23 protein-coding genes are annotated in these 24,276 nt (G+C 73.3%); 13 read left to right on the top strand and 10 right to left on the bottom strand.

From position 1 onward, the window contains the following. Positions 1 to 54 precede the first annotated feature (54 nt). The 3 genes from L6241_RS16045 to L6241_RS16035 all read right to left on the bottom strand — a co-directional run bounded on the left by L6241_RS16045 (position 55) and on the right by L6241_RS16035 (position 3,431). On the bottom strand, positions 55 to 1,338 hold the full coding sequence (locus L6241_RS16045) for an MFS transporter (protein ID WP_368247055.1): 1,284 nt from the start codon (positions 1,336 to 1,338) through the stop codon (positions 55 to 57). Positions 1,339 to 1,342: 4 nt separating this feature from the next. Continuing rightward, the gene (locus L6241_RS16040) at positions 1,343 to 1,714 is read right to left on the bottom strand and encodes a MarR family winged helix-turn-helix transcriptional regulator (RefSeq protein WP_083968156.1); all 372 of its coding nucleotides are present in this window, start codon (positions 1,712 to 1,714) and stop codon (positions 1,343 to 1,345) included. Positions 1,715 to 1,946: 232 nt separating this feature from the next. Beyond that, on the bottom strand, positions 1,947 to 3,431 hold the full coding sequence (locus L6241_RS16035) for an NCS2 family permease (protein WP_368247054.1): 1,485 nt from the start codon (positions 3,429 to 3,431) through the stop codon (positions 1,947 to 1,949). Positions 3,432 to 3,462: 31 nt separating this feature from the next. Between L6241_RS16035 and L6241_RS16030 the strand changes: the two genes are divergently transcribed. Next, positions 3,463 to 3,756, top strand: a complete 294-nt coding sequence (locus L6241_RS16030; protein WP_083968158.1) for a DUF2530 domain-containing protein — start codon at positions 3,463 to 3,465, stop codon at positions 3,754 to 3,756. 16 nt (positions 3,757 to 3,772) lie between these two features. On the opposite strand, the gene L6241_RS16025 is transcribed toward L6241_RS16030, so the two are convergent. After that, positions 3,773 to 4,525: a DUF3027 domain-containing protein gene (locus L6241_RS16025; RefSeq protein ID WP_368247053.1), complete on the bottom strand. Its 753-nt coding sequence runs from the start codon at positions 4,523 to 4,525 to the stop codon at positions 3,773 to 3,775. Further along, positions 4,525 to 4,920 carry a cold-shock protein gene (locus L6241_RS16020; RefSeq protein WP_068269679.1) on the bottom strand — a complete coding sequence of 132 codons (396 nt, stop codon included), beginning with the start codon at positions 4,918 to 4,920 and terminating at the stop codon, positions 4,525 to 4,527. Before L6241_RS16020 ends, L6241_RS16025 begins: the two co-directional genes overlap by 1 nt. Positions 4,921 to 5,126: 206 nt before the next feature. On the opposite strand from L6241_RS16020, the gene L6241_RS16015 reads away from it, so the two are divergent. Continuing rightward, on the top strand, positions 5,127 to 6,461 hold the full coding sequence (locus L6241_RS16015) for an MFS transporter (RefSeq protein ID WP_368247052.1): 1,335 nt from the start codon (positions 5,127 to 5,129) through the stop codon (positions 6,459 to 6,461). Between the two features lie 3 nt (positions 6,462 to 6,464). Here L6241_RS16015 and L6241_RS16010 read toward each other — a convergent pair whose 3' ends face one another. Next, a complete protein-coding gene (locus L6241_RS16010) occupies positions 6,465 to 7,373 on the bottom strand; it encodes an aldose 1-epimerase family protein (protein ID WP_368247051.1) in 909 nt (302 codons plus the stop codon). 109 nt (positions 7,374 to 7,482) lie between these two features. Between L6241_RS16010 and L6241_RS16005 the strand changes: the two genes are divergently transcribed. Further along, on the top strand, positions 7,483 to 9,705 hold the full coding sequence (locus tag L6241_RS16005; RefSeq protein WP_368247050.1) for a helicase-associated domain-containing protein: 2,223 nt from the start codon (positions 7,483 to 7,485) through the stop codon (positions 9,703 to 9,705). Between the two features lie 109 nt (positions 9,706 to 9,814). Here the strand turns inward: L6241_RS16005 and L6241_RS16000 are convergent, their stop codons facing one another. Continuing rightward, a complete protein-coding gene (locus tag L6241_RS16000) occupies positions 9,815 to 10,753 on the bottom strand; it encodes a hydroxymethylglutaryl-CoA lyase (protein ID WP_229299946.1) in 939 nt (312 codons plus the stop codon). A gap of 33 nt (positions 10,754 to 10,786) precedes the next feature. On the opposite strand from L6241_RS16000, the gene L6241_RS15995 reads away from it, so the two are divergent. The 4 genes from L6241_RS15995 (at position 10,787) to L6241_RS15980 (ending at position 13,823) form a co-directional block, all read left to right on the top strand. Continuing rightward, positions 10,787 to 11,284, top strand: coding sequence for an O-acetyl-ADP-ribose deacetylase (locus L6241_RS15995; RefSeq protein WP_368247049.1), 498 nt, complete (start codon positions 10,787 to 10,789; stop codon positions 11,282 to 11,284). A 103-nt stretch (positions 11,285 to 11,387) separates the two neighbouring features. After that, positions 11,388 to 11,858 (top strand): hypothetical protein, encoded by a 471-nt coding sequence (locus L6241_RS15990; RefSeq protein WP_368247048.1) that lies wholly within the window; start codon positions 11,388 to 11,390, stop codon positions 11,856 to 11,858. A gap of 51 nt (positions 11,859 to 11,909) precedes the next feature. Continuing rightward, a complete protein-coding gene (locus L6241_RS15985) occupies positions 11,910 to 13,553 on the top strand; it encodes a DNA repair helicase XPB (protein ID WP_368247047.1) in 1,644 nt (547 codons plus the stop codon). 48 nt (positions 13,554 to 13,601) lie between these two features. Continuing rightward, positions 13,602 to 13,823 (top strand): hypothetical protein, encoded by a 222-nt coding sequence (locus L6241_RS15980; protein ID WP_068269701.1) that lies wholly within the window; start codon positions 13,602 to 13,604, stop codon positions 13,821 to 13,823. Between the two features lie 66 nt (positions 13,824 to 13,889). Here L6241_RS15980 and L6241_RS15975 read toward each other — a convergent pair whose 3' ends face one another. Then, a complete protein-coding gene (locus L6241_RS15975) occupies positions 13,890 to 14,054 on the bottom strand; it encodes a hypothetical protein (protein WP_368247046.1) in 165 nt (54 codons plus the stop codon). Between the two features lie 133 nt (positions 14,055 to 14,187). On the opposite strand from L6241_RS15975, the gene L6241_RS15970 reads away from it, so the two are divergent. From L6241_RS15970 to L6241_RS15950, 5 genes are all read left to right on the top strand, one after another. Then, positions 14,188 to 14,913, top strand: coding sequence for a response regulator transcription factor (locus L6241_RS15970; RefSeq protein ID WP_368247045.1), 726 nt, complete (start codon positions 14,188 to 14,190; stop codon positions 14,911 to 14,913). After that, entirely contained in the window at positions 14,913 to 16,433 is a 1,521-nt protein-coding gene (locus tag L6241_RS15965) for a sensor histidine kinase (RefSeq protein WP_368247044.1), read from the top strand. The genes L6241_RS15970 and L6241_RS15965 overlap by 1 nt, the downstream gene beginning before the upstream one ends. 245 nt (positions 16,434 to 16,678) lie before the next feature. After that, a complete protein-coding gene (locus tag L6241_RS15960) occupies positions 16,679 to 17,974 on the top strand; it encodes a S1C family serine protease (RefSeq protein WP_368247043.1) in 1,296 nt (431 codons plus the stop codon). A gap of 255 nt (positions 17,975 to 18,229) precedes the next feature. Beyond that, positions 18,230 to 20,254 carry a DUF2339 domain-containing protein gene (locus L6241_RS15955; RefSeq protein ID WP_368247042.1) on the top strand — a complete coding sequence of 675 codons (2,025 nt, stop codon included), beginning with the start codon at positions 18,230 to 18,232 and terminating at the stop codon, positions 20,252 to 20,254. A gap of 47 nt (positions 20,255 to 20,301) precedes the next feature. Continuing rightward, positions 20,302 to 20,598 carry a WXG100 family type VII secretion target gene (locus L6241_RS15950; protein ID WP_068269721.1) on the top strand — a complete coding sequence of 99 codons (297 nt, stop codon included), beginning with the start codon at positions 20,302 to 20,304 and terminating at the stop codon, positions 20,596 to 20,598. Positions 20,599 to 20,671: 73 nt separating this feature from the next. Here L6241_RS15950 and L6241_RS15945 read toward each other — a convergent pair whose 3' ends face one another. Together L6241_RS15945 and L6241_RS15940 are read right to left on the bottom strand one after the other, a co-directional pair. Next, positions 20,672 to 23,194 (bottom strand): ABC transporter permease, encoded by a 2,523-nt coding sequence (locus L6241_RS15945; RefSeq protein WP_368247041.1) that lies wholly within the window; start codon positions 23,192 to 23,194, stop codon positions 20,672 to 20,674. Beyond that, the gene (locus L6241_RS15940; protein WP_198150271.1) at positions 23,191 to 23,940 is read right to left on the bottom strand and encodes an ABC transporter ATP-binding protein; all 750 of its coding nucleotides are present in this window, start codon (positions 23,938 to 23,940) and stop codon (positions 23,191 to 23,193) included. Before L6241_RS15940 ends, L6241_RS15945 begins: the two co-directional genes overlap by 4 nt. 218 nt (positions 23,941 to 24,158) lie before the next feature. On the opposite strand from L6241_RS15940, the gene L6241_RS15935 reads away from it, so the two are divergent. Beyond that, a partial coding sequence (locus L6241_RS15935) for a leucine zipper domain-containing protein (RefSeq protein WP_368247077.1) occupies positions 24,159 to 24,276 on the top strand: 118 nt, incomplete at its 3' end.

Below are 24,276 nucleotides of genomic sequence, written 5' to 3'. Positions count from 1 at the left end.
CGAGGACGAGGGCGAGCAGGACGACGATCGTCGTCGTGCGGCGGACCTTGGGGCTCACTTGGCTGCCTCCGGCATGATCTGGGTCGGACGGACGGTCACGCGCACGTGGGGACGCCGCTGCGACTCGTAGCTCACGGTGACATCCTCTCGCCTGATGAGCCAGGCCGACACCGCGACGAGGGTGAGACCGACCGCGGCCGCGCCGATGCCGATCGTCCACCGCGGGCCGAGGACGTCGCCGATCCAGCCGACGAGCGGGGCGCCGAGCGGGGTGCCGCCGAAGAAGATCGCCATGTACAGCGCCATGACGCGGCCGCGCATCGAGGGCTCGGTGCGCATCTGCACCATCGCGTTGGCCGTCGTCATCGCCGTGAGCGCGCTCAGCCCGCAGGCCGCGAGCGCGATGGCGAAGGTGAGATAGCTCGGGGCCACCGCGGCGGCGCCGGAGGCGACGGTGAAGCCGACGAGCGCGAGGAGCAGCACCCGCAGGCGGGGCTCGCCGCGGCGAGCGGCGAGCAGCGCGGCCGACAGCGAGCCCACCGCCATGACCGAGCCGAGCAGGCCGTACTCCTGCGAGCCCTTGTCGAAGACCTGCGTGGCCATGAGCGCGATCGTCAGCTGGAAGTTCATCCCGAAGGTCCCGAGCACGAAGATCAGCACCATGACGAGCTTGATGTCGGGGCGGCTGCGCACGTAGCGCAGGCCCTCGACGACCGACCCGCGGCGGGCCGAGCGCGGGGCGGGGGTGAGCTCGGAGGGGCGCATGAGCAGCAGCGAGGCGATGACGGCGGCGAAGGTCACCGCGTTGGCGAGCATCGTCGGGCCCGAGCCGATCGCGGCGATCGTCAGACCGGCGACACCGGGGCCGACGAGCCGGCCGAGGTTGAAGGAGGCGCTGTTGAGCGCGACGGCGTTGGCGAGGCGCTCGGCGGGCACCATCTCGCCGACGAAGGTCTGCCGCGCCGGGTTGTCGAAGGCGGTCGCGACCCCGGTGAGCAGCGCGAGCAGGTAGAAGTGCCACAGCTGGGCGGACCCGCTCACGACGAGCAGACCGCCGATGAGCGCGCTGAGGCCGAGCGTGGCCTGCGCGACGAGGATGAGGGCGCGCTTGGGCATGCGGTCGGTAACCGCACCGGTCCACGGCGCGAGGAGGAGCATCGGGGCGAACTGCAGGCCGGTGACGATACCCAGAGCTGTCGCGGAGTGGTCGGTGAGCTCGGTGAGCACGACCCAGTCCTGGGCGACACGGCCCATCCATGTGCCGACGTTTGACACGAGGGCGCCAGCGGCCCAGATGCGGTAGTTGCGGATCGACAGGGAGGCGAAGGTGGGGCTCACCGGCTCACCTCGCCGCGATCTCGGCGAGGATCTTCGCGGCGTCGGCGAGGGTGGCGCGCTCCTGCGCGCTGAGCTCGGCGACGCGGGCGACCATCCAGGCGTCACGGCGGGCGCGGGTCGCGCGCAGGACCTCGCGGCCCTGGGCGGTGATCGTCACGAGCACCTGCCGGCCGTCGTCGGGGTGCGCGGCGCGCTCGGCGAGGCCGTCCTCGACGAGGCAGCCGACGGTGCGAGTCATGCTCGGCGCCGACACCTTCTCGATGTCGGCGAGCGCACGGGGGGTGAGCGGTCCGTCCTCGATGCGGGACAGGACGGAGAACTGGTGGGGTGCGACCTCGTGGTCGCTCTCGAAGCGGACGCGTCGGCTGATCCTCATGCAGGCCAGTCGAAGGTCCTCCGAGAGCCGCCGGGTGGCGGCTGCTTCCTTCGTCGGCACGGGGCTCCCTTCGTCAGGTACTTAGCATAACTCATTACCTGTGCTAAGCATTCCGACGAAGGGCCACCCCCCTTCGCCCGGTCGGGTGAGCACGAATCGCCGCTACGCCAGTGGCGTAGCGGCGATTCGCGCTCACTTGGAAGGGTGGGGGGAGTCGCCCCTCGCTCATCGGCTACTGGACGCCGAGGAGGCTCTTGATCGGGTCGATGCCGAAGTAGAGGACGAAGAGCACCGAGACGAGCCACATGAGCGGGTGCACCTGGCTCGCCTTGCCCCGGACGAGCTTGAGGAAGACGTAGGTGACGAAGCCGGCGCCGATGCCCGCGGTGATCGAGTAGGTGAAGGGCATGAGGACGATGGTGAGGAAGGACGGGATCGCGATCTCGAGGTCGTCCCAGCTGATCTGACCGACCTGCTGCATCATGAGGAAGCCGACGAGCACGAGCGCCGGGGTGGCCGCCTCGTAGGGCACGACCGCGACGAGCGGGCTGAGGAAGGTCGCGAGCAGGAAGAGCACGCCGGTGACGACCGCCGACAGACCCGTGCGGGCCCCTTCGCCGACGCCCGTGGCGGACTCGATGTACGAGGTGTTCGATGAGACGCTCGCGGCGCCACCGGCGATCGCGCCGATCGAGTCGACGACGAGGATGCGCTGGCTGTGGGGCGGGTTGCCGTCCTCGTCGAGCAGACCGCCCTCCGCGCCGACGGCGACCATCGTGCCCATCGTGTCGAAGAAGTCGGCGAGCATGAGCGTGAAGATCAGCAGGAAGGCCGCGACGACGCCGATCTTGTCGAAGGAGCCGAGGAGGTTGAAGTCGCCGATGAGCCCGAGGTCGGGCACGGAGACGAGCGAGTCGGGCAGCGCGGGCACGTTGAGCCCCCAGCCGGTGGGGTTCTGCACGACGCCGTCCGGGCCGACGATGCGCGGGCCGACGTCGGCGACGGCCTCGACGACGAGCGCGAGCACGGTCGTGCCGAAGATGCCGTAGAGGATCGCGCCGTTCACCCCGCGCGAGTACAGGCCGATGATCGTCAGCAGACCGATGACGAAGACGAGCAGGGGCCAGCCGGCGAGGAAGCCGCCGACGCCGAGCTCGCCGAGGGGGCCGCCGGCCGCCTTGCGCACGAAGCCCGCGTCGACGAGGCCGACGACGGTGATGAAGAGGCCGATGCCGACGGAGATCGCCGTCTTCAGCTGGGCGGGCACCGCGAGGAGCACGGCCCGGCGGAAGCCGGTGAGCACGAGGAGCAAGATGATGATGCCCTCGAGGACGACGAGGCCCATCGCGTCGGCCCACGTCATGCCCGGCAGCTTGGCGATGCCGAAGGCGACGAAGGCGTTGAGGCCCAGCCCGGCGGCGAGCGCGAGCGGGAAGTTCGCGACGACGCCCATGAGGATGGTCAGCAGTCCGGCGACGAGGGCGGTGCCGGCGGCGACGAGGAGCTTGGCCTGCTCGACGTCTCCCCCACCGAGGAAGCCACCGGTCGAGTCGGCCTGGGTCCCGATGATGAGGGGGTTGAGGACGACGATGTAGGCCATCGTGAAGAAGGTGGCCAGGCCACCGCGGATCTCGCGGCCGAGGGTCGAGCCCCGCTCGGTGATGCGGAAGAAGCCGTCGAGGACGCCCAGGCGCGCCGTGTCAGGGGTGGAGGACATGCGCGCAGAGTAGTGCGCCTACGCTGACCCCGTGACGAGCGGGTCGAAGGGCGAGCAGGGCACCGACGCCCCGGACCTCGTGCGCGTACGGGCCGACCGGGTCGCCGCCGCGGGCATGATCCTGTGGGCCGTCGCCCTCGTCGTCGTCCTCGCCGTGCCGTCCCTGCGCACGGGCGATCGCGACTGGTGGCCGTGGGCCTGCGTCAGCGGCCTCGCCGTCGGCGCGCTCGGCTGGGTCTACCTGCGCCGCGGGCGCGGCAACGCCGCCGACGCGGACGCGCCGATCCGTGTGCCGGACGCCGTGCGACGCGTCGGCGAGCGCTGACCGGGCGCCCACCGGCTCAGAGCTCTTCGAGCGTCTCCTCGTCGAGCACCGGCGCGGACACGCGCTCGGGCTCCGGGGCGTCCATGTCGACCTCGGAGTGCGCACCGCACCCGTGGTCGAGGCTGACGACCGAGCCGTCGCTCGGCGACCACTCGTTGGCGCACACCCCGAAGACGGGGCGCAGCGCGCCGGCCATCGGCACGAAGTAGCCGCACGAGGAGCAGTGCTCGCTCGCCTTGACGGCGACCGCGGCGCTCGGGCCGTGCTCGCCGTCGTACCAGCGCTGGGCCGCGGCGTCGCGCCCCTCGGCCGACAGGACGCGGGGGCGACCGAGGCCGAGCTCGAAGAAGCCGACCTCGTCGACGTCCTCGTCACCGGTCGCCTCGAAGCCCGCGACGAGGTTGGGGTCGTCGTCGATCTTCGGGGTGACGTCGCCGGGGCCGACGTCGCCGGGCTGGAGCCGCTCGGCCCACGGGAGCCACTGCGGGGACAGGAGCGCCTCGGCGCCGGGCACGAGGTGGGTCTCGCACACCGTCGCGACCTTCGCGCGGGGCACGCGGGCGAGCGAGACCGCCCAGCGCCAGCCGTGATAGCCCGGCGCGGTGCACGTGAAGTAGTGGGTGCCGAGCCGGTCCTCGTCCATCGCGAAGGCCTCGTGCTCGCCGACGGTGCCGGGGTCGGCGACGGCGACGACGGCCTCGCGCGCGGTCTCCACCGCGGCCGCGAGGACGGCGTCGCTCTTGACCGCCCGGGTCCTGGTCGCCGCCATCAGACGTCGAGGTCGTCGGCGACGCGGCGCATGACCTGGGCGATCTTCTTGCCCTGGCCCTTCTCGGGGTAGCGGCCCCGGCGCAGGCCGGCACCGACCCCGTCGAGCAGCTTGATGAGGTCCTCGATGATGACCTCCATGTCCTCGGCCGGCTTGCGGTCGCGCTCGCGGCGGTTGGCCGCGACGCTCGGAGCGGGCTCGAGGACGGTGACGGAGAGCGCCTGGGCGCCACGGCGCCCCTCGACGATGCCGAACTCGACGCGCGTCCCGCCGCCGAGCGTGCTCACGCCCTGCGGGAGGGCGTTCGCGTGGAGGAAGACGTCCTCGCCGTCGTCGCCGGAGATGAAGCCGAAGCCCTTCTCCTGGTCGTACCACTTGACCTTGCCAGTCGGCACGGTGAACCCCTTGGTCTTGTCGTGTGCACGGCCGCGCTCGCGTGGGCGTCGCGTCGCCGTCGATGTCTGTGCGGCCCGTGGGCCACCCTCAAGGCTAACGCCCGCGCCCACCTCGCCGTGCCCCACCGGCGTCCGGCCTGGTCGAGGCGGTGCTCCGGTGCGCCTCCAGATGCAGGCCGTGCGCGGATGGGGCACAGTGTCACCTCGTGACTGCCCATCGGACCTCCGCCCTCCCGGTGGACGTCCCGGCCGACGAGATCGGCCCCGGGGTGCGCGGCTTCTGGGCCGCCCTCCCGCGCGAGGGCCGCTACCTGCTCTCGACCGTCGCGCTGCAGCACCTCGGGCGCGGCATGACCCTGCCCTTCACCGTCATCTACCTCCACGAGGTCCGCGGCTTCAGCCTCGAGCTGTCCGGCACCCTCATGGGTCTCATGGCGGTCATCGCCGCCATCTACGGGCCGATCGCCGGCACCTTCGTCGACCGGGTCGGCGCCCGGCTCGTCGTCATGAGCGGCAGCGTCCTCGCCTCGATCGGGACCGTGGCGCTCGCCTTCTCCTCGTCCCTGCCGATCGCGCTCGTCGCCTGCCTCTTCCTCGGGCTCGCGCACGGCACCGGCTGGTCGGCGTCGAACTCCCTCATCTCCGCGATCGTCGCGGGCCGGATGCGCCAGCGCTACTTCGGCGTGAACTTCGCCCTGCTCAACCTCGGCATCGGCCTCGGCGGGGTCCTCGCCGGCGCGGTCGTCGACGTCGACCGGCCGATCACCTTCGAGGCCCTCTTCCTCCTCGACGCGGTGCTCGTCCTCATCCCCGTCATGTGGCTGCTCGGCCCGCTGCGCCACGTCCACGGGCGGGCCGCGCACACGGACGCCTCCGAGCCGCGGTCCTACGCCGCCGTCCTACGCCGCCCCGGCTTCGGCTGGATCCTCGCGGTCACCGCGCTGACGAGCACCGTCGGCTACGGGCAGATGGAGGCCGGCATCCCCGCCTTCGCCCGGACCGTCTCGCAGGTGAGCACCGAGGCGGTCGGCCTGCTCTTCGCCGCCAACACCGCCGTCATCGTCCTGCTGCAGTTCGTCGTCCTCCACCGCATCGAGGGCCACCGCCGCACCCGCGTCATGATGACCCTCCTCGCGATCTGGGCCGTCTCGTGGGGCCTGCTCGGGCTGTCCGGCCTGCTGCCGGGCACCCTCGCCGCCGCGATGCTCGTCGTCGCCTACGGCGCGGTCTTCGGTCTCGGCGAGACGATGCTCCAGCCCTCGATCCCGGCGATGGTCAACGACTCGGCCCCCGACCACCTGCGCGGCCGGATGAACGCCGCGAGCTCGACGGCCTTCATGCTCGGCGCGATCGTCGGACCGGTCCTCGCGGGCGTCCTGCTCGGGCGTGGCCTGGCCGCCGTCTTCATCGGCTGCATGCTCCTCGGCCTCGTCGTCAGCGCCTGGATGTTGCTGCGCATCGAGCGCATCGTCAGCCCCGAGGTCAACGGCCTGCCCGCCGCGAGCCCCTCGACCTCGCCGCGCACGCAGCGCGCCGGCTGAGCCTCAGACCCGCTGCGCCTCGAGACCCCACTGGGCGGTCCACGTCTGCCCGGGCTCGAGACGCACGAGCCCGACCCCGGTGTTGTAGGCGTCGGCCGGGCACGACAGCGGCTCGACGGCGACCCCGGGGGCACCCCCTTCGTCGCGTGCCTTGCCGGTGAAGACCTGCACCCAGTCCAGGCCCGGCCCGCCCCACACCCGGCTGACGAGCCGGTCCGTGGCCACCTCGACCTGCCAGCAGCGGTCCTCGCCCCGCTCGAGGTCGGTGTAGGCGTTGTCGACGTCCCGCTCGCCGAGCGGCTCGCCGTCGCGCAGGTCGAAGGGGGTCCCGCCCACCTCGACGAGGTCGGCCGGGAGCATCCGGTCGTCGACGAGGAGGACCTGGGCGGCGGGCACGCGCACGCGGGCCTGCGCCGCGGGCGTGCCGGCGAGCGCGAGGTAGGGGTGCGCGCCGTAGCCCCACGGGGCGACGGCGTCACCGACGTTCGTCGCCTGCGTCGTGCACGTCAGGCCCGAGCCGTCGAGCACCCAGGCGACGACGACCTCGACGTGGAAGGGCCAGCCCGGCCGCGGGTGGATCGTGTGGCTGACGACGACGGCGTCGTCGTGCCGCTCGCGCAGCCGCCAGCCCTCCCAGCGGGCGAGGCCGTGGCTGGCGTTGCCGGTCTCCGGCTCGGTGATCGGCAGCTCGTGGGTCGTGCCGTCCATCTCGTAGCGCCCGTCGCGCAGCCTGTTCGGCCACGGCACGAGGACCTGGCCGCGGCCCGACGAGGCCATCTCGTCGGCCTCGTAGCCGGCGACGACGTCGAGATCGCCCAGGCGCAACGACCGCAGCCCGCCGCCGACCTCGGTGACCACCGCGACGAGGTCGCCGTGCTCGATCTGCCACTGCTCTCCGCTCGGGTGCGCCATCCCCCGAACCTAGACGAGGTGCTGCAGGCAGCACCTCGCAGCGCGAGCCGCATCTCGCCGTGCTGCTCGTGCGTCGAGGTGCTGCTGGGTCCCGGAGTAGCGTGCACTGGTGCGTTCGCTGGCCGAGGACATCCGCTCCCGCTCCGAGGAGGAGCTGGCTGAGCTCCTCCGGCGACGTCCGGACCTCACCCGGCCCGCCCCCGCCGACCTCACCGCGCTCGCCGCCCGGGCCGCCACCGTCGCGAGCACCACCCGCGCGGTCGACCACCTCGACGCCACCCACCTCGCCGTCCTCGAGGCCGCCGCGCTGCTCGACGGCTCGCCGCGCGCAGCGCTCGACGGGGTGGCCGAGCCCGTGCCCGAGGGACTGGCCGAGCTCACCGGTCTCGACGGGCCCGGTCTGGCCGAGCCGGTCCTCGCCCTGCGCGACGCCGCCCTGCTGTGGCGCGCACCCGACGGGCTGGCCCCCACCCGCACCGTCCTCGACGTGCTCGGCCCCGCCCCCGCTGGTCTCGGCCCCCGGGCCGCCGATCTGCGCCTGCCCGTCGTCGACCCCGACGACGTCGACCAGTTGCGCGAGGAGGCCCCGCCCGCGGCGCGGACCGTCCTCGACCGGCTCGTCGACGGCGGGCCCGTCGCGACGGTGAGCAGCGACAGCCAGGCGGCGACGGCAGCGCGGTGGCTCGGCGAGCACGGCCTCGCGGCGGTGCGCGAGGACGCCGACGACACCGCCCGTCTGCGCGTCACCCTCCCTCGCGAGGTCGCCCTGCACCTGCGCGGCGGGACGACCCGCCGTCGCCCGGACCTCACGGCCCCGGCCGAGAGCGGCCCCTCCCCCGATGTCGACACCCAGACGGCGGCCGTCGTCCTCGACCTCGTCGCGCTCCTCGACGAGGTCCTCGAGCACCTCGAGTCGGCCCGGCCCCGCGTGCTGCGGTCCGGCGGCATGGCCGTCGTCGACCTGCGCTCGCTGGCCCGCCAGACCCAGCTCGACCCCGACGACCTGCGCTTCCTGCTCGACCTCGCCCTGGGCGCCCGGCTCCTCGCCGACGACGAGGGGGCCGAGCCGACCTGGCGCCTCACGACCCTTGTCGAGACCTGGCGCGAGGCGAGCACCGCCCAGCGCTGGGTCGACCTCGTCGTGCCGTGGACCACCTCGCTGCGCACCACCCTGCAGATCGGCGAGAGCGCACCGCGGGCCCTGTCCGACGACATGGTCTGGCCACCGATCCGCGGTCTGCGGGCCGACGTCCTCGACGTGCTCGCGCAGGGCGTGCCCGCCGCCGAGGTCACGACGGCGCTGCGCGAGCGCCGTCCCCGCCGCATGCCCCAGGACGCCCAGGGCGTCGTCGGCTCGGTCCTCACCGAGGCCGAGCGCCTCGGCGTCACCGTGCAGGGCCGCATCGGCACCGCGGCGACCGCCGTCGTACGGGGGGCCTCGCCCCAGGCGGTCGAGATCCTCCAGGGCGACCTGCCCGAGCCGGTGGACCACGCGCTCGTCCAGGCCGACCTCACCGCCGTCGTACCCGGTCCGCCGAGCCCGTCCCTCGCGACCACCCTGCGCCGCAGCGCCACCCTGGAGTCGCGCGGCGGCGCCTCGATCTACCGCTTCAGCGACGCCTCGGTGCGCCAGGCCCTCGACGCCGGTCTCGACGGCGAGCAGCTCCTCGCCGAGCTCGCGGCGATCAGCCGTACACCCCTGCCGCAGGGGCTGGAGTACCTCGTGCGCGACGTCGCCCGCCGGCACGGGCAGCTGCGCGCCGGCAGCGTCGGCTCCTACCTGCGCAGCGACGACGAGGCGCACCTCGACCGCCTGCTCGCCCTGCGCGACCTCTCGCACCTCCAGCTGCGCCGGCTCGCCCCGACGGTGCTCGTCTCCCCCGCCTCCGCCCCGGTCCTGCTCGAGAGCCTGCGCGAGGTCGGTGCGTCACCCGTGCGCGAGAGCTCGGGCGGGGTCGTCACGGCGGCGGGCGCGGTGCGCCGCGTCAGCCCGCCCCGTGAGGTGCCGCCGCCGGTGACGGTGGCGGCCGACCCACCGGCGCTCGTCGCCGCGATGCGCCGCGGCGAGCAGGCCGCCCAGGCCCGCGCGCTCGTCAGCCCGACCGGGCCCCCACTGCCCCCGATGGACCCCGCGGGGGTCGCCGGCGTGCTGCGCGAGGCGGCGGCCGACCGGGTGCACGTGTGGCTGGGTGTCGCCGACGCGATCGGCGACGTGCGCCGGGTGCTCCTGCTGCCCGAGGCGGTCGAAGGGGGACGCGTGCGCGGGAGTGTCGAGGACGAGCAGCGGACGTACTCGATCCACCGGATCACCGGCGTCGCAGTCGCCGGCTGACGCGGCCGCAGACCGGTCGCCCCCGGCCACACCTGACCGCCCCGCGGTCACACCTGACCGCCCCGCGGTCACACCTGACCGCCCCTGACCGCCGCCGCGGACCCGTCCCTCAGCCCCCGGAGAGCGCCTTGACGACCCGCGAGGGCGCCGGACGACCGAGCTGCTCGGCCATCCACACGCTCGTCTCGACGAGCGCGCCGAGGTCGACCCCGGTGCGGATGCCCAGCCCGTCGAGGGCCCACACGAGGTCCTCGGTCGCGAGGTTGCCCGTCGCCGACCTCGCGTACGGGCAGCCGCCGAGCCCGCCGGTGGAGGCGTCGACGACCCGCACGCCGGCCCGCAGGGCGGTGAGGGTGTTGGCCAGCGCCTGCCCGTAGGTGTCGTGGAAGTGCACGCCGATGACGTCGGCGCCGATGCCGCGCCGCTCGAGCTCGAGGAGCAGCGCCTCGACGTGCCCGGTGGTGCCGGTGCCGATGGTGTCGCCGAGCGAGAGCTGGTGGGCGCCGAGCTCCATGAGGGACTCGCACGCGTCGGCCACCTGCGTGACCGGCACCGGGCCCTCCCACGGGTCGCCGAAGCACATCGACACGTACGCCCGCACCCACAGGTCGCTGTCGAGCGCGCGGCGCACCACGGGGGCGAACATCTGCACCGACTCGGCGAGCGAGCGCCCGAGGTTGCGCTGGGCGAAGGTCTCCGTCGCGCTGCCGAAGATGGCGATCGCGCCGACCCCGTGCTCCATCGCGCGGTCGAGCCCGCGCTCGTTCGGCACGAGGACCGGCCGGCGGTGGCCGAGGCCCTCGTCGCCGAGCTCGGTGAGCAGGTCCTCGGCATCGGCGAGCTGGGGCACCCACCGGGGGCTGACGAAGGAGGTCGTCTCGACCGTGCCGAGCCCCGCGGCGACGAGCCGCCGCACGAAGTCGGCCTTGACCGCGGTCGGCACGACCGTCGACTCGTTCTGCAGCCCGTCACGCGGCCCGACCTCGTAGATCGTCACGGCGTCGGGCAGGTCGGCTCCGGGGACCACCTGGGGCAGCGTCGCACTCACCCGGTCATCCTCCCACCGGTGCAGCATGGGGGCATGCCGACACCGCACGCCGTCCGCGGCGACATCACCCAGACCCGCGTCGACGCCGTCGTCAACGCCGCGAACCGCGCGATGCGCGGCGGCGGGGGCGTCGACGGCGCGATCCACCGCGCGGGGGGGCCGGCAGTCCTGCGCGACTGCGTCGAGCGCTTCCCGCACGGGCTCGCGACCGGCGACGCCGGCTGGACCACCGCGGGGGAGATGCCCGCCCGGTGGGTCATCCACACCGTCGGACCGAACTACTCGGCGGGCGAGCGCGACCGGGACCTCCTCGCGTCCTGCTACCGCCGCAGCCTCGAGGTCGCCGAGGAGATCGGCGCGCGGACGCTCGCCTTCCCGCTCGTCAGCGCGGGGATCTACGGGTGGCCGAAGGGGGACGCCGTCGCCTGCGCGGTCGAGACCATCTCGGCCTCGACCGCCGACGTCGACGAGGTGACGCTCGTGGCCTTCGACGACGCGACGCTCGCGCTCGTCGAGCAGCACCTGCGCTGAGCGGCCGGGGACCGCTCCCCGTCGTGGGGCAGGCCGTGCCCGCGTACCCTGGCGACCCAGCGGGGGGACGCGCCTCCCGACGACGCCAGACGAGGACTCGCACGTGAGCATGGACCCCTACCCGCAGCAGCAGCCCGGCCAGGACCCGCAGCAGCCCGGGGGCCAGAGCTCGGGTGGCCCGCAGGGCCAGCAGCCGAGCCCGTACGGCGCGAGCCAGCCCGGCTACGGCCAGCAGCCCCAGTACGGGCAGACCCCGTACTCCCCGAACCCCTACGGCCCGCCGCCCGCCGGGGGCAGCAGCGACCTCAACGTCTCGGCCCTCGTGCTGACGATCCTGTCGGCGCTGCTCACGCTGTCGTGCTACTGCACGCTCGTCGGCATCGCCCCGCTGATCCTCGGCATCATGGGTCTGGTCAAGCAGTCCTCCGACCCTGCGTCCGCCTCGAGGCTGACGAAGATCGGTTGGATCGTCTTCGCCGTCCTGTCCGTCCTCGCGATCATCGCCGTGGCCTCCTTCTTCGCCTGGGCGATCAGCCAGGACAGCAGCAGCGGCTACGACTACGACACCTACTGAGCCGGCACCGCCGGACCTCACCCACACCCGCACCCTCCCGAACGGGGCTCGATGCCTGACGGCGCGCTCATCGTCCAGTCCGACAAGACCCTCCTGCTCGAGGTCGACCACCCGGCGGCGGCGCAGGCGCGACGCGCCATCGCCCCCTTCGCCGAGCTGGAGCGCAGCCCCGAGCACATCCACACCTACCGGGTCACCCCGCTCGGGCTGTGGAACGCGCGGGCGGCCGGGCACGACGCCGAGCAGGTCGTCCACGCGCTCGTCACCCACTCGCGCTACCCGGTGCCGCAGGGCCTGCTCGTCGACATCGCCGAGACGATGGACCGCTACGGGCGCCTCACCCTGCGCAAGGACGACGAGGGACAGCTCGTCCTCGTGACGACCGATCGCGCCGTGCTCACCGAGGTCCTGCGGCACAAGAAGATCAAGCCCCTCCTCGGCGACCGCGTCGACGAGGACACCGTCCTCGTCCACCCCTCCGAGCGGGGGACGCTCAAGCAGGAGCTGCTCAAGGTCGGCTGGCCGGCCGAGGACGAGGCCGGCTACGTCGACGGCGAGGCGCACCCCATCTCGCTCGCGCAGGACGGCTGGACGCTGCGGCCCTACCAGGAGCAGGCGGTCGACGGCTTCTGGGACGGCGGGTCCGGCGTCGTCGTCCTGCCGTGCGGGGCGGGCAAGACGCTCGTCGGCGCCGCGTCGATGGCCAAGGCGAGCGCGACGACCCTCATCCTCGTGACGAACACCGTCTCGGCCCGGCAGTGGAAGGACGAGCTCATCGCCCGGACCTCGCTCACCGAGGACGAGATCGGCGAGTACTCCGGGGCGCGCAAGGAGATCCGCCCGGTCACCATCGCGACCTACCAGGTGCTCACCCTCAAGCGGAAGGGCGTCTACCCCCACCTCGAGCTGCTCGACGCCCGCGACTGGGGCCTCGTCGTCTACGACGAGGTGCACCTGCTGCCGGCCCCGATCTTCCGGATGACCGCCGACCTGCAGGCGCGGCGCCGGCTCGGTCTCACGGCGACGCTCGTGCGCGAGGACGGCCGTGAGGGCGACGTCTTCAGCCTCATCGGCCCCAAGCGATTCGACGCGCCGTGGAAGGACATCGAGTCGCAGGGCTACATCGCCCCCGCCGACTGCGTCGAGGTGCGGGTGTCGATGTCGGAGTCCATGCGGATGGCCTACGCGACCTCGGAGCCCGAGGACCGCTACCGGATGGCCTCGACGACCCCGGCGAAGCTCGACGTCGTCGAGGCACTCGTCGCGAAGCACACCGACGAGCCGACCCTCGTCATCGGTCAGTACCTCGACCAGCTCGACGAGGTCGTCGAGCGCCTGGGCTGCGACCTCATCACGGGCCAGACCCCGGTCAAGGAGCGCCAGCAGCTCTTCGCCGACTTCCGTGAGGGGCGCACCCGCCTGCTCGTCGTGAGCAAGGTGGCCAACTTCTCCGTCGACCTGCCCGAGGCGACCGTCGCGATCCAGATCAGCGGCACCTTCGGCTCACGCCAGGAGGAGGCCCAGCGGCTGGGCCGCGTCCTGCGCCCGAAGGAGGACGGCCGCACCGCGCACTTCTACACCGTCGTCGCCCGGGACACCGTCGACGCCGAGATGGCCGCCCACCGCCAGCGCTTCCTCGCCGAGCAGGGCTACGCCTACCGGATCATCGACGCCGAGGACCTGCTCGAGCGCTGACCCTCTCGGCCCGGCCGCAGACGCCTGATCTGCGACTACGTTGAGGACATGAGCACACACGACGACTCCCGCCCCGACGACCAGGAGGGCGGCACCGTCTCCGAGGCCGGCTCGAGCGCCCTCAACGCCGAGACCTCCGTCGGCGGTGCCGACAACGTCCCCGAGACCCCGGACGTCAACAAGGGCGGCGGCATGGGTGCCACCGTCGACGAGACCGACGAGCACCCCAACCCCGACTACGTCCCCGACGAGGGCGACGCACCCCGCTGACGAGGCCAGGTGATGCGAGAGGGCGAAGGGGGGATCCCCCTTCGCCCTTCGCTGTCGAGGTCTGCGTCAGAGCGAGGTGCCGCCGCTGTTGTTGTGGTAGCGCAGCGAGGTGCCGGCGTCCTTGGCGACGTTGGAGGGGTCGGACTGCATCGACGCCCCCTTGTGCGTGCGGTCGTACGCGACCGCGATGACGGCGATGACTGCGGCGATGCCGCCGGCGATCCACACCATGACTGGCTCCGTCCTGCCGGCCCCCCTGGGCCGGGCGAGTCACCTCATCCTCGCAGGTCTGGCGCCGGGCGCACCCGCAGATCACCCACCCGGCGCACAGGCCTCTCCCAGGATCCGCGCCCACACTGGGAGCATGGTCCCGAGCCCCACGTCAAGTCAGGCGCCGGTCGAGGCGCGACTGCTCGTCGTCGAGGACGAGCCGAACATCCGCGAGCTCCTCGCGACCTCGCTGAAGTTCAACGGCTTCGAGGTCGAGGTGGCCGGTGACGGCCGCACGGCGCTCGACCTCGCCGCGACGATGCAGCCCGATCTCGTCGTCCTCGACGTCATGCTCCCCGACATCGACGGCTTCGAGGTGACCAACCGGCTGCGCGGCCGTGGTCAGCACGTGCCCGTCCTCTTCCTCACCGCGCGCGACAGCCTCGACGACAAGCTCAAGGGCCTGACCGTCGGCGGCGACGACTACGTGACGAAGCCCTTCAGCCTCGAGGAGGTCGTCGCGCGCATCCGCGTCATCCTGCGCCGCACCCTCGAGGAGGGCGACGCCGAGTCGGTCCTGCGCTTCGCCGACCTCGAGCTCGACGAGGACGCGCACGAGGTGCGCCGGGCCGGCAAGGTCGTCGACGTCTCGCCGACGGAGTTCAAGCTGCTGCGCTACCTCATGCTCAACCCCAACCGCGTGCTGTCGAAGGCGCAGATCCTCGACCACGTGTGGGACTACGACTTCCGCGGCGAGATGGGCATCGTCGAGTCCTACATCTCCTACCTGCGGCGCAAGATCGACACCGAGGGCCTGCCCCCGCTCATCCACACCAAGCGCGGCTTCGGCTACCTCCTGCGGATGCCGCCGGAGGCCTGATGATCCTGCGTCACACGGCGAAGGGGGACACCCTCACCCCGTCGTCGGGAGACGAGGAGCCCACGCCGCGCCGACCCGCCTCGGTCGGCCCGCGCCGCGAGCGCACCCGCGAGCGGGTGGTGCGCGGGCTCGAGTCGATCCCGCTCACCTACCGGCTCGTCGTCATCCTCCTCGTCCTGCTCATGGCAGCGCTCACGCTGTCGAGCTTCGCGACCTCGTACCTCATGCGCCGCGACCTCCTCGCGAGCACCGACCAGCAGCTGCGCTCGGTCAAGGACCCGGTGGCCCGGCAGCTCATCTACTACAACGACGACGACCGGACGCTGCCCAACGCCTACGCCTTCGCGTACATGCCCGTCGACGAGGACCGTCGCCAGGCGATCAACCCGACGGCGGAGCAGAGCCAGCCCGCGCTGCCCTACCTCGCCCCCGACGACTCGCGGGTCGTCACCGGCCGCCCCTTCACCGTGCCCTCGACGGACGGCACGACGGAGTGGCGCTTCATCGCCGGCACCGTCGACACGCAGGGCACGACCTACGCCGTGGGGATCCCCCTTCGCGGGCAGCAGCACACCGTCGCCCGGCTGCTCTCCCTCACCTTCGTCATCGGCGTCGTCGTGTCGATCATCTCCGGCGTGCTCGGCTGGTTCGCCACCCAGCGCGCCCTGCGACCGCTGCGCAAGATCGAGGACGTCGCCGCGGCCATCGCCGCCGGCGACCTCAGCCGCCGCGTCCCCGTCCGCACGAGTCATGACGAGGTCGCCTCGCTCTCGGACTCGCTCAACGTCATGCTCGGTCGCATCGAGGGCAGCTTCTCCGCCCAGGAGGCCTCCGAGACGCGCATGCGCCAGTTCGTCGCCGACGCCTCGCACGAGCTCCGCACACCCCTGGCCACGGTCCGCGGGTACGCCGAGCTCTACCGCCAGGGCGCCATCGCCGACGAGGTCGCCCTGGACACGTCGATGCAGCGCATCGAGGGCGAGGCCTCTCGGATGAGCGTTCTCGTCGACGACCTGCTGACCCTCGCGCGGCTCGACGACGAGCGCCCCCTCGAGCACACGGAGGTCGACCTGCTCGTCCTGTGCGCCGAGGCCGCGCACGACGCCCGCGCCCGCGACCCCGAGCGCCCGATTCACCTCGTCGGGCTGACCGGCGAGCTCTCCCCCGTCGTCGTGCGCGGCGACGACGCCGGGCTGCGCCAGGTCGTCGGCAACCTGCTCTCCAACGCCCTCATGCACGCCGGCTCCGGGGTGCCCATCGAGGTCGCCGTCGGCACCGCGGACGGCCGGGCGGTCGTCGAGGTCCGCGACCACGGCGTCGGCATGGACGACGAGACCGCAGCACGGGTCTTCGAGCGCTTCTTCCGGGCGGACAAGGCGCGGTCGCGGGCGAAGGGGGGATCCGGCCTCGGCCTGGCGATCGTCGCCGCGCTCGTCGAGCAGCACCACGGAGAGGTCTCGGTCGGCCCGACCCCCGGTGGCGGCGCGACCTTCCGCGTCACCCTCCCGCTGGCCGCCTGACTCCCCCTTCGCCCACCTCGCGACCAGCTACGAGACCCTGCTGGCTGCCTTTCGCCGTACCAGGACCCTCTCGAGAGGCTCCTGGTACGACGAAGGGCTGCTGGCAGGGTCTTGTAGCCCGCCCGCCCGGCTCGCGAGGCACAGAGTCCTCACAGCCCATCACCAGGGCCGTCACGACTCGTAGGAGTCTCATAGGAGTCGTAGGCATCCGCGACGCGGACCGCGCGACCCGAAGGAGCAGCACCATGCACGACGACACCTCCCCCCTCCCCCGTCCTGATGAGACGCAGCCCTTCGGCGCCCACCAGACCCCCCGGAGCGGCGCTGGCTACCCCCCGCCCCCGCCGGCGTCCGTCGGCACCCTCCCGCCCCAGCAGCCGCGCCGACGCGGCGGGCTGCGCCGCGTGGGCGAGCTCTCCGCGGTGGCCGTGCTCGCCGCGGCCCTGGCCAGCGGCGGCACCTTCGCCGCGACGAGCCTGGCCGACGGCGACGAGGGCACGACGACCTCGGCCTCCTCGCAGCTGCCGCAGAGCAGCGTCGTCCCGGTGACCGACGCGCAGAAGTCCGCCCCCGACTGGCAGTCCGTCGCCTCGGCCGTCGGCCCGAGCGTCGTGTCGATCACCGTCAAGAGCGCGCAGGGCGAGGGCCAGGGCTCCGGCGTCGTCATGGACGACAAGGGGCACGTCCTCACGAACAACCACGTCGCGACCGGAGCCGGGGAGGGTGCGGGCTCGCAGATCACCGTCACCCTCTCGGACGGCAACACCTACGCCGCGACGATCGCCGGCACGGACCCCTCGACCGACCTCGCAGTGCTCACCATCACCGACCCGCCGAAGGAGCTGACCCCCATCACCTTCGGGGCGAGCGACTCCCTCGCCGTCGGCGACCCAGTCATGGCGATCGGCAACCCGCTCGGCCTGTCCGGCACGGTCACCACAGGTGTCGTCAGCGCCCTCGACCGCCCGGTCTCGACGAGCGACTCCTCGAGCCAGGACCCCTTCGCCCAGGGCCAGAGCCAGGGCGAGACCGTCGTCACCAACGCCGTGCAGACCTCGGCCGCGATCAACCCCGGCAACAGCGGCGGCGCTCTCGTCGACGCGTCGGGCCGCCTCGTCGGCATCAACTCCTCGATCGCGAGCACGGGCAGCAGCTCGGGGGGCCAGTCCGGCTCGATCGGCATCGGCTTCGCCATCCCCGTCGACCAGGCCCGGATGATCGCCAACCAGCTCATCACGGACGGCTCCGCCCAGCACGCCTTCCTCGGCGTCACCCCGAGCGACGGCACCGCGAAGAGCGGGTCGGCGACCCGCTCGGGCGCGAGGATCGAGCAGGTCTCGCAGGGCTCCGGCGCCGCGAAGGCCGGCTTGGAGGTCGGCGACCTCGTCGTCGCGGTCGGCGACACGCCGGTGACCTCCGCCGAATCTCTCGTCGCCCACGTGCGCGAGGAGGCGGTCGGCTCGACGGTGAAGCTGACCGTCATCCGCGACGGCAAGAGCACGCAGGTCGACGTGACCCTCGGCGAGCGCACCGAGGGCTGAGACCCGGACCCCGTGGCCCGAGAGGATCAGCCTTTTCCCAGGTGGAGAGCAGGGTCGTCCAAGGCCACGGGTGTCCACTAGGAGTCAGGAAGCACGGGTGCCGGCAACGGATCCCACCGTCTCCTCCCCGACGGGCCAGCCGGCCCCGGGCTTCCTGACTAGGGGTGCTACCCCCTCGACCAGGTGTGGCGTCTGGTCGAGGCTGTGAGTAGCCAGACTCATGCCCCCGGCGTGTTGTGGCGGCACGCTGGGGGCATGAGCATCCCGCCCCGCACCTCCGGCTACCGTGACGAGCTGAGCACGCTCGAGGACGAGTTCGCCGAGGCGATGAGCCAGCTGTACCGCGTCGGCAACCACCTCGCCCGCGTGCGCGTCGCCCTCGAGCGCGACGCCGGGGCCGAAGGGGTGAGCGCCCCGCCCCCCGTCGCCGCCCCGGTCCCGTCGAGCGGACCGGTCGTCACCACGGCTCCCGCAGGCCCTGCCCCCGCCCCGCGCACCACGCCCGCCGGCGCGGTCCCCGCGCCGCCGCAGGCCCCCGAGCCCGTCCGGGTGGGGGCCCCCGTCGCAGGGGCCGCGCCGGCGCCCGCCGCAGCCGCGCCCGCCGCGCCCCCTCGCGGCCCGGTCACCGCCCCGCCCGCGCCGCCGGCCTCCCCCTTCGCCCCGGCGCCCCTCGAGCCCTGGTGGCAGCGCGACGGCGTCGTGGCCCGGCTGCTCGCCGTCGTCGGCGCGGGCATCACGCTCATCGGCGTCGCCTTCCTGCTCGCGATCGCGATCCAGGCCGGGATCTTCGGCCCGCTCGCCCGCGTCCTGTCCGGCGCGGTCCTCTCGGCGGCTCTCCTCGGGGCCGCGGCGGTCGTGCGCCGTCGTCAGGAGAGCCCGGTCGGCGCGCTCGGGCTCGCGGCGACCGGTGTCGCCGCCGCCTACCTCGACGTCCTCGCGGTCACGCGGATCTACGACTGGGTGCCCGCCGCTCTCGGCCTCGTCGTCGCCGGTCTGCTCGCCGCGGGCGGCCTCGTCATCGCCCGGGCCTGGCGCAGCCAGCTGCTCGCCGTGCTCGTCGTCGTCGGGGTCGCGGTGCTCGCCCCGGTCGTCGGCGGCTCCGAGGTGCTCCTCGTCGGCGCCTTCCTGCTCACCCTGACGATCGCCAGCTACCCGGCCCAGGTGGGCCGCAGCTGGCCGGTCCTCGAGGTGGCGCGTGTCGTCCCCACGACGCTCTACGCGGTCGTCGCCGTCGCCGCCCAGGACGACGGCCATGAGGGCACGCTCATGGCGCTCGTCCTCGCGCTCTTCGTCCTCGCGACGACCCTCGCCCCGCTCGTGCGCGGTCTAGGCGCCCGAGCGGGCCTGCCCGCCCCTCTGGCCGCCCTCGCGCTCGTCGCCGCGCTCCCCGCCCTGCTCGCCGGGGGCACCGAGGACCGGCCCGTCGCCGTCGTCGTGCTCCTCGTGCTCGCCGCGGCCCACCTCGTCGCCGCATGGGTCGGCCCCGTCGCCGGTGTGCCGGCCCTCTCCCGGCTGCGCGAGCTGAGCCTCGTCGTCGCCGCGCTCGCGCTGCTCCTCCTGGCCACTCGGGGACCGGGCGAGTCCTTCGTGCCGCTCGCGCTGCTCGTCGTCGCCGTCGGCTGGGTGGCGGCCGCCGCCGGGCTGCGCTCTACCTCGGTCGGAGTCGTCGCCCTCCCCGTCGCCCTGCTCGCCCTGCTCCCCGCGACCCGGCACCTGCCGGCGCTCGTCTCTCGCAGCCAGGCCGACCGGGTCGACGCGGTGCACGTCCTCGAGGCGGTCTGCGTCGTCGTGCTCCTCGCCCTCGTCGCCCTGGCCCTGCGCGCCCTCGTGCCCGGCTCGCCGGAGGCCTCCCGGGTCGCCGTGTGCGCCGCGGCGCTCGCCCTGCCTCTGCCCCTCGTGCTCGGCGGGTCCGTCCTCGGCCGGGCCGCGGGTCTCGGCGACGACCCCGCCGCCTCGGGCTTCCTCGTCGGGCACGCCCTGGCGACCGTCGTGTGGATGGCCCTGGCGGCCGGTCTGCTCGTGCGCGGCCTCGGCCGCAGCGAGGACGCCGGCGTCTCTGTGCTCGCCGGTCTCGGTCTCGCGGCGACGGCCGTCGTCAAGCTCCTCTTCTTCGACCTCTCCGCGCTCGACGGCCTGCCGCGCGTGCTGAGCTTCATCGTCGCCGGGGTGCTGCTGCTCGCGATGGGTGCCGGCTACGCCAGCGCGCTGGAGCGGGCGCGTCGCGCCCGGGGGGCTGTGGAGAACCCCGCGGCGCAGGGCCCGCCGGCTCCTACCGTCTGAGGGCAGGGGTCGCACCGGCCCCGCAGCACACCGACAGGAGAGCCACCATGAGCAGCACCTTCGCCGTGAGCACCGCGACCCTCGCCGCGGGGTCGGGCACCGTCGCCTCGATCTCGGCCGACGTCGAGAGCTCGGTCGCCTCGATGATGAGCACGCTCGTCGCGATGCAGGACGAGTGGTCGGGCACCGCGTCCTCTCGCTTCCAGGACCTCGTCACCGACTGGCGCACCACGCAGCGGCAGGTCAAGGAGAGCCTCGAGGAGATCGGCCGGGCCCTGGCCGACGCGGGCGAGGCCTACGACGCCGCGGAGGCCGGGGTCCAGGCCGCCTTCGGGCGACGCTGAGCCGGGGCGAAGGGGGACCGGACCGGTCCCCCTTCGCCGCTGCCTCACGGGCGCTCGACCGCCCGGTCGTCGGCTACTCGCTGCCGATCGCCCGGAGCACGTCCATCCGCGAGGCGCGCCACGCCGGCCACAGGGCGGCGAGGACGCCGATGATCGCGGCGAGGACGAGGAAGACGACGATCTGCACCCACGGGATCGCCAGCTCGGTGATGCCGTCGTCGACGAGCGAGCGCTGGATCGCGACCCCGGCGACGACGCCGAGCACGATCCCGAGGATCGCGCCGAGCAGGGCGATGACGACCGACTCGAGGCGCACCATGCGGCGCAGCTGGCCGCGCGAGAGCCCGACGGCGCGCAGCAGGCCGATCTCGCGGGTGCGCTCGAGCACCGACAGGCTCAGCGTGTTGATGATCCCGAAGACCGCGATGACGATCGCCATGGCGAGCAGGCCGTAGATGAGGAAGAGCACCTGGTCGATGCTCGCCCGTTGCTCCGCGGCGTAGTCGGCCTGGTCCTTGAGCGAGACGAGGGGCTGGCCCGAGATGATCTGCTCGAGACCGCTGACGACCTGCGCCCGGTCGGCCCCGTCCTCGAGGAAGACGAAGGTCGAGCTGTCCGCCTCGGGCGCCCCGAGGGCGGAGAGGGTGTCGAGGCTGACGAGGACGTCGGGCTGGCTGCCCGGGTTGGCGTAGATGCCCGACACCGTGAGCTCGCGGGACTGCCCGCCGAGGCTGACCGTCACGGGGTCGCCGGGCTGCAGGTCTCCGGCCCGGGTCGCCGAGATCAGCACGGTCGAGCCCGACAGGTCCGCGTCGCCGCGCTGGATGTCGATGGTCTGGATGCGCTCGACGGTGGCCGGGTCGACGGCCTGGACGAAGCGCCGCTCCCCGTCGACCTCGAGCGGCGCGTAGCGCACCGGCGAGACCTCGGCGACGCCCGGCACCTCCGCCGCCTCGGTGGTGAGGGTGTGCGAGAAGGGCTGGTTGACGGCGTTGGAGAGCACGTAGTCGGCACGGAAGCTGTCGGCGATCTGCTGGTCGACCGTGGCCTTCGTGCTCGAGGCGAGCACGCCCATGAGCGCGACGAGGGTCATCCCGATCATCAGGGCCGAGGCCGTCGCCGCGGTGCGGCCGGGGTTGCGGATGGCGTTCTGCTCCGCCATGTGCCCGATCGGGCCGAAGACCCGGCGGTAGACCCAGCCGAGCGCGCGGATGAGCGGGCGCCCGACGAGCGGGGAGAGGAAGGCCAGACCGAGGAGCATCCCGACCGTGCCCAGACCCACCCAGACGAGCTCGTCCGTGTCGACGACGAAGAGCCCGGCGAGGAAGGCGGCGACACCGAGCACGAGCACCGCGACCTCGAGGGCCAGACGCACGGGTCGTGTACGGGTCGACTCGCTCGTCTGCTCGCGCATCGCCTCGACGGGCGCGACCGAGCCCGCCCGGCGGGCCGGGACGTAGGCGGCGAGGACCGTCACGAGGACGCCGACGGCGTAGGCCGCGACGACCGTGCGCGGCGCGAAGATCAGCCCGGACCCGCTGAGGTCGAGGCCGAGGAGCGAGAAGAGCCCCTGGATGCCCAGGGCGAGGAGCACGCCGACGACGAGGCCTACGGTGGACCCGACGAGGCCGACGACGAGCGCCTCGATCATCACCGAGCGGGTGATCTGGCCGCGGCTCGCCCCGATGGCGCGGAGCAGGGCCAGCTCGCGCCCGCGCTGGGCGACGAGGATCGAGAAGGTGTTGACGATGATGAAGGAGCCGACGAGCAGGGCGATCCCGGCGAAGACGAGCAGGAAGGTCGTGATGAAGCCCAGCGCCTCCTGCACCTGCGTCGCCGTCCGCTCGGCGACGGCGGCGCCGGTCTCGGCGGTGTACCCCTTCGGGGTGATCGCGGCGGCCTCCTTCGCGACGTCGGCGGGAGCGGCGTCGTCGGTCGTCGTCAGCCACACCGAGCTGTAGACGTCCTTGCCGTCGAGGAAGTACTTCTGGGCGCTCTTGGTGTCGAAGACCGAGATCGAGGCACCGACGACTCCCCCTTCGCCGAACTCGAGGATGCCGACGAGCCTGGCGTCGATCTGCGGGTACTGACCGGCGGTGACCATCTCGACGTCGTCGCCGAGGCTCAGCCCCGCGCGATCGGCGGTCTGCGCGTCGATGGCGACCTCGCCCTCGCGCTGCGGCGGGCGGCCCTGGTCGTAGGTGACGACCTGCCGACCCAGCTGGTTCGGCGCGTCGTTGTGGTTGAAGGCGAGCGCCGGCGCCCCCTGCCCGCCGACGACGTTGCCGTTCTCGCCCACGACGAAGACCCCGAAGGCCTCGACGTTGCCGTCGACGCGGGCGACCCCGTCGAGGTCCTCGAAGCGGGCCACCTCGGCCGCGCTGATCGTCGCGGTCGAGAAGCCCTCGCCGGAGTCGGACGCGGCGACGACGACGTCGCCGACGGTGCCCTCGGTGATGCCCTCGAAGGCCCGGCCGAGGGTGTCGGTGAAGATCAGCGAGCCCGCGACGAAGCCGACGCCGAGGACGACGGCGACGGCCGAGAGGAGCAGCCGCAGCTTGCGCGCGAGCAGCGACGTCAGGGCCGCGCGGATCATCCCTGGGTCCCCGTGCGCGCCGACAGCGCCATCATCGCGTCGAGCACCGACTCCCGCGTCGGCTGCCACACCTCGTCGACGACCCGGCCGTCGCTGAGGATGAGCACCCGGTCGGTGTGGCTCGCGGCGACGGGGTCGTGGGTGACCATGACGATGGTCTGCCCGAAGTCGTCGACGCTGCGACGCAGGAAGGCGAGGACCTCGGCCGAGCTCGTCGAGTCGAGGTTGCCGGTCGGCTCGTCGGCGAAGATGATCTGCGGCCGGCTGACGAGCGCACGCGCGCACGCGACGCGCTGCTGCTGACCGCCGGACAGCTCGGAGGGGCGGTGGCCGAGACGGTCCTCGAGCCCGACGGTGCGCACGACGTGGTCGAACCACTCCTGGTCGGGCTTGCGCCCGGCGATCGTCATCGGCAGCAGGATGTTCTCGCGGGCCGAGAGCGTCGGCACGAGGTTGAAGGCCTGGAAGACGAAGCCGACGCTGTCGCGCCGCAGCCGGGTGAGGGCCTTGTCGCCGAGCCCGGTGATCTCGACGTCGCCGATCCGCACCTGCCCCGACGTCACCGAGTCCAGCCCGGCGAGGCAGTGCATGAGGGTGGACTTGCCCGAGCCGGACGGGCCCATGATCGCGGTGAACTGCCCCGCGGTCACCTCGATGCTCACGCGGTCGAGGGCGACGACGGTGGCGTCTCCCCGGCCGTAGGTCTTCGTCAGCTCGGTCGTGCTCGCGGCGACATCGGTCGTCATGGGTGGTCCCCTCCTCGGTGGCCCTGACGAGCCTAGGGGGCACCCCTGCGGCACCGACCATGTCATCTGTCACGCACCGCCCGGGGGCGTCCCGGTGGGTCGACCCGGGGGCGAGCCGAGCGACGACGGGGGGATCCCCCTTCGCCCGCTCCTAGATGTACTCGGCCGAGAGGTTGGTGACGCGTAGGCGTTGACGAGGAGGAGAACCTCCGAGTGAGGTGTGGATTGTCGAAGTCCCGCCCGACCCGGAGGTTCTCGTGGCCCACGCTAACGCTCGTCTCAATGTTCATGGTCGCCGTCTGCTGGTCGACCGAGTCCGCCGCCAGGGGTGGGCGG

Origin of the sequence: Janibacter sp. Y6 (assembly GCF_040900765.1) — a bacterium.
GTDB classification, from domain to species: domain Bacteria; phylum Actinomycetota; class Actinomycetes; order Actinomycetales; family Dermatophilaceae; genus Marihabitans; species Marihabitans melonis.
This window is presented reverse-complemented; position numbering and strand designations above follow the sequence as displayed.

Bases quoted from the DNA above. Each gene is read 5' to 3' on its own strand.
- L6241_RS16040 (WP_083968156.1), bottom strand. From the start codon at position 1,714: ATGAGGATCAGCCGACGCGTCCGCTTCGAGAGCGACCACGAGGTCGCA.
- L6241_RS16035 (WP_368247054.1), bottom strand. From the start codon at position 3,431: ATGTCCTCCACCCCTGACACGGCGCGCCTGGGCGTCCTCGACGGCTTC.
- L6241_RS16025 (WP_368247053.1), bottom strand. From the start codon at position 4,525: ATGGCGGCGACCAGGACCCGGGCGGTCAAGAGCGACGCCGTCCTCGCG.
- L6241_RS16010 (WP_368247051.1), bottom strand. From the start codon at position 7,373: ATGGCGCACCCGAGCGGAGAGCAGTGGCAGATCGAGCACGGCGACCTC.
- L6241_RS15995 (WP_368247049.1), top strand. From the start codon at position 10,787: ATGCCGACACCGCACGCCGTCCGCGGCGACATCACCCAGACCCGCGTC.
- L6241_RS15985 (WP_368247047.1), top strand. From the start codon at position 11,910: ATGCCTGACGGCGCGCTCATCGTCCAGTCCGACAAGACCCTCCTGCTC.
- L6241_RS15980 (WP_068269701.1), top strand. From the start codon at position 13,602: ATGAGCACACACGACGACTCCCGCCCCGACGACCAGGAGGGCGGCACC.
- L6241_RS15975 (WP_368247046.1), bottom strand. From the start codon at position 14,054: ATGGTGTGGATCGCCGGCGGCATCGCCGCAGTCATCGCCGTCATCGCG.
- L6241_RS15970 (WP_368247045.1), top strand. From the start codon at position 14,188: ATGGTCCCGAGCCCCACGTCAAGTCAGGCGCCGGTCGAGGCGCGACTG.
- L6241_RS15965 (WP_368247044.1), top strand. From the start codon at position 14,913: ATGATCCTGCGTCACACGGCGAAGGGGGACACCCTCACCCCGTCGTCG.
- L6241_RS15960 (WP_368247043.1), top strand. From the start codon at position 16,679: ATGCACGACGACACCTCCCCCCTCCCCCGTCCTGATGAGACGCAGCCC.
- L6241_RS15955 (WP_368247042.1), top strand. From the start codon at position 18,230: ATGAGCATCCCGCCCCGCACCTCCGGCTACCGTGACGAGCTGAGCACG.
- L6241_RS15950 (WP_068269721.1), top strand. From the start codon at position 20,302: ATGAGCAGCACCTTCGCCGTGAGCACCGCGACCCTCGCCGCGGGGTCG.
- L6241_RS15945 (WP_368247041.1), bottom strand. From the start codon at position 23,194: ATGATCCGCGCGGCCCTGACGTCGCTGCTCGCGCGCAAGCTGCGGCTG.
- L6241_RS15940 (WP_198150271.1), bottom strand. From the start codon at position 23,940: ATGACGACCGATGTCGCCGCGAGCACGACCGAGCTGACGAAGACCTAC.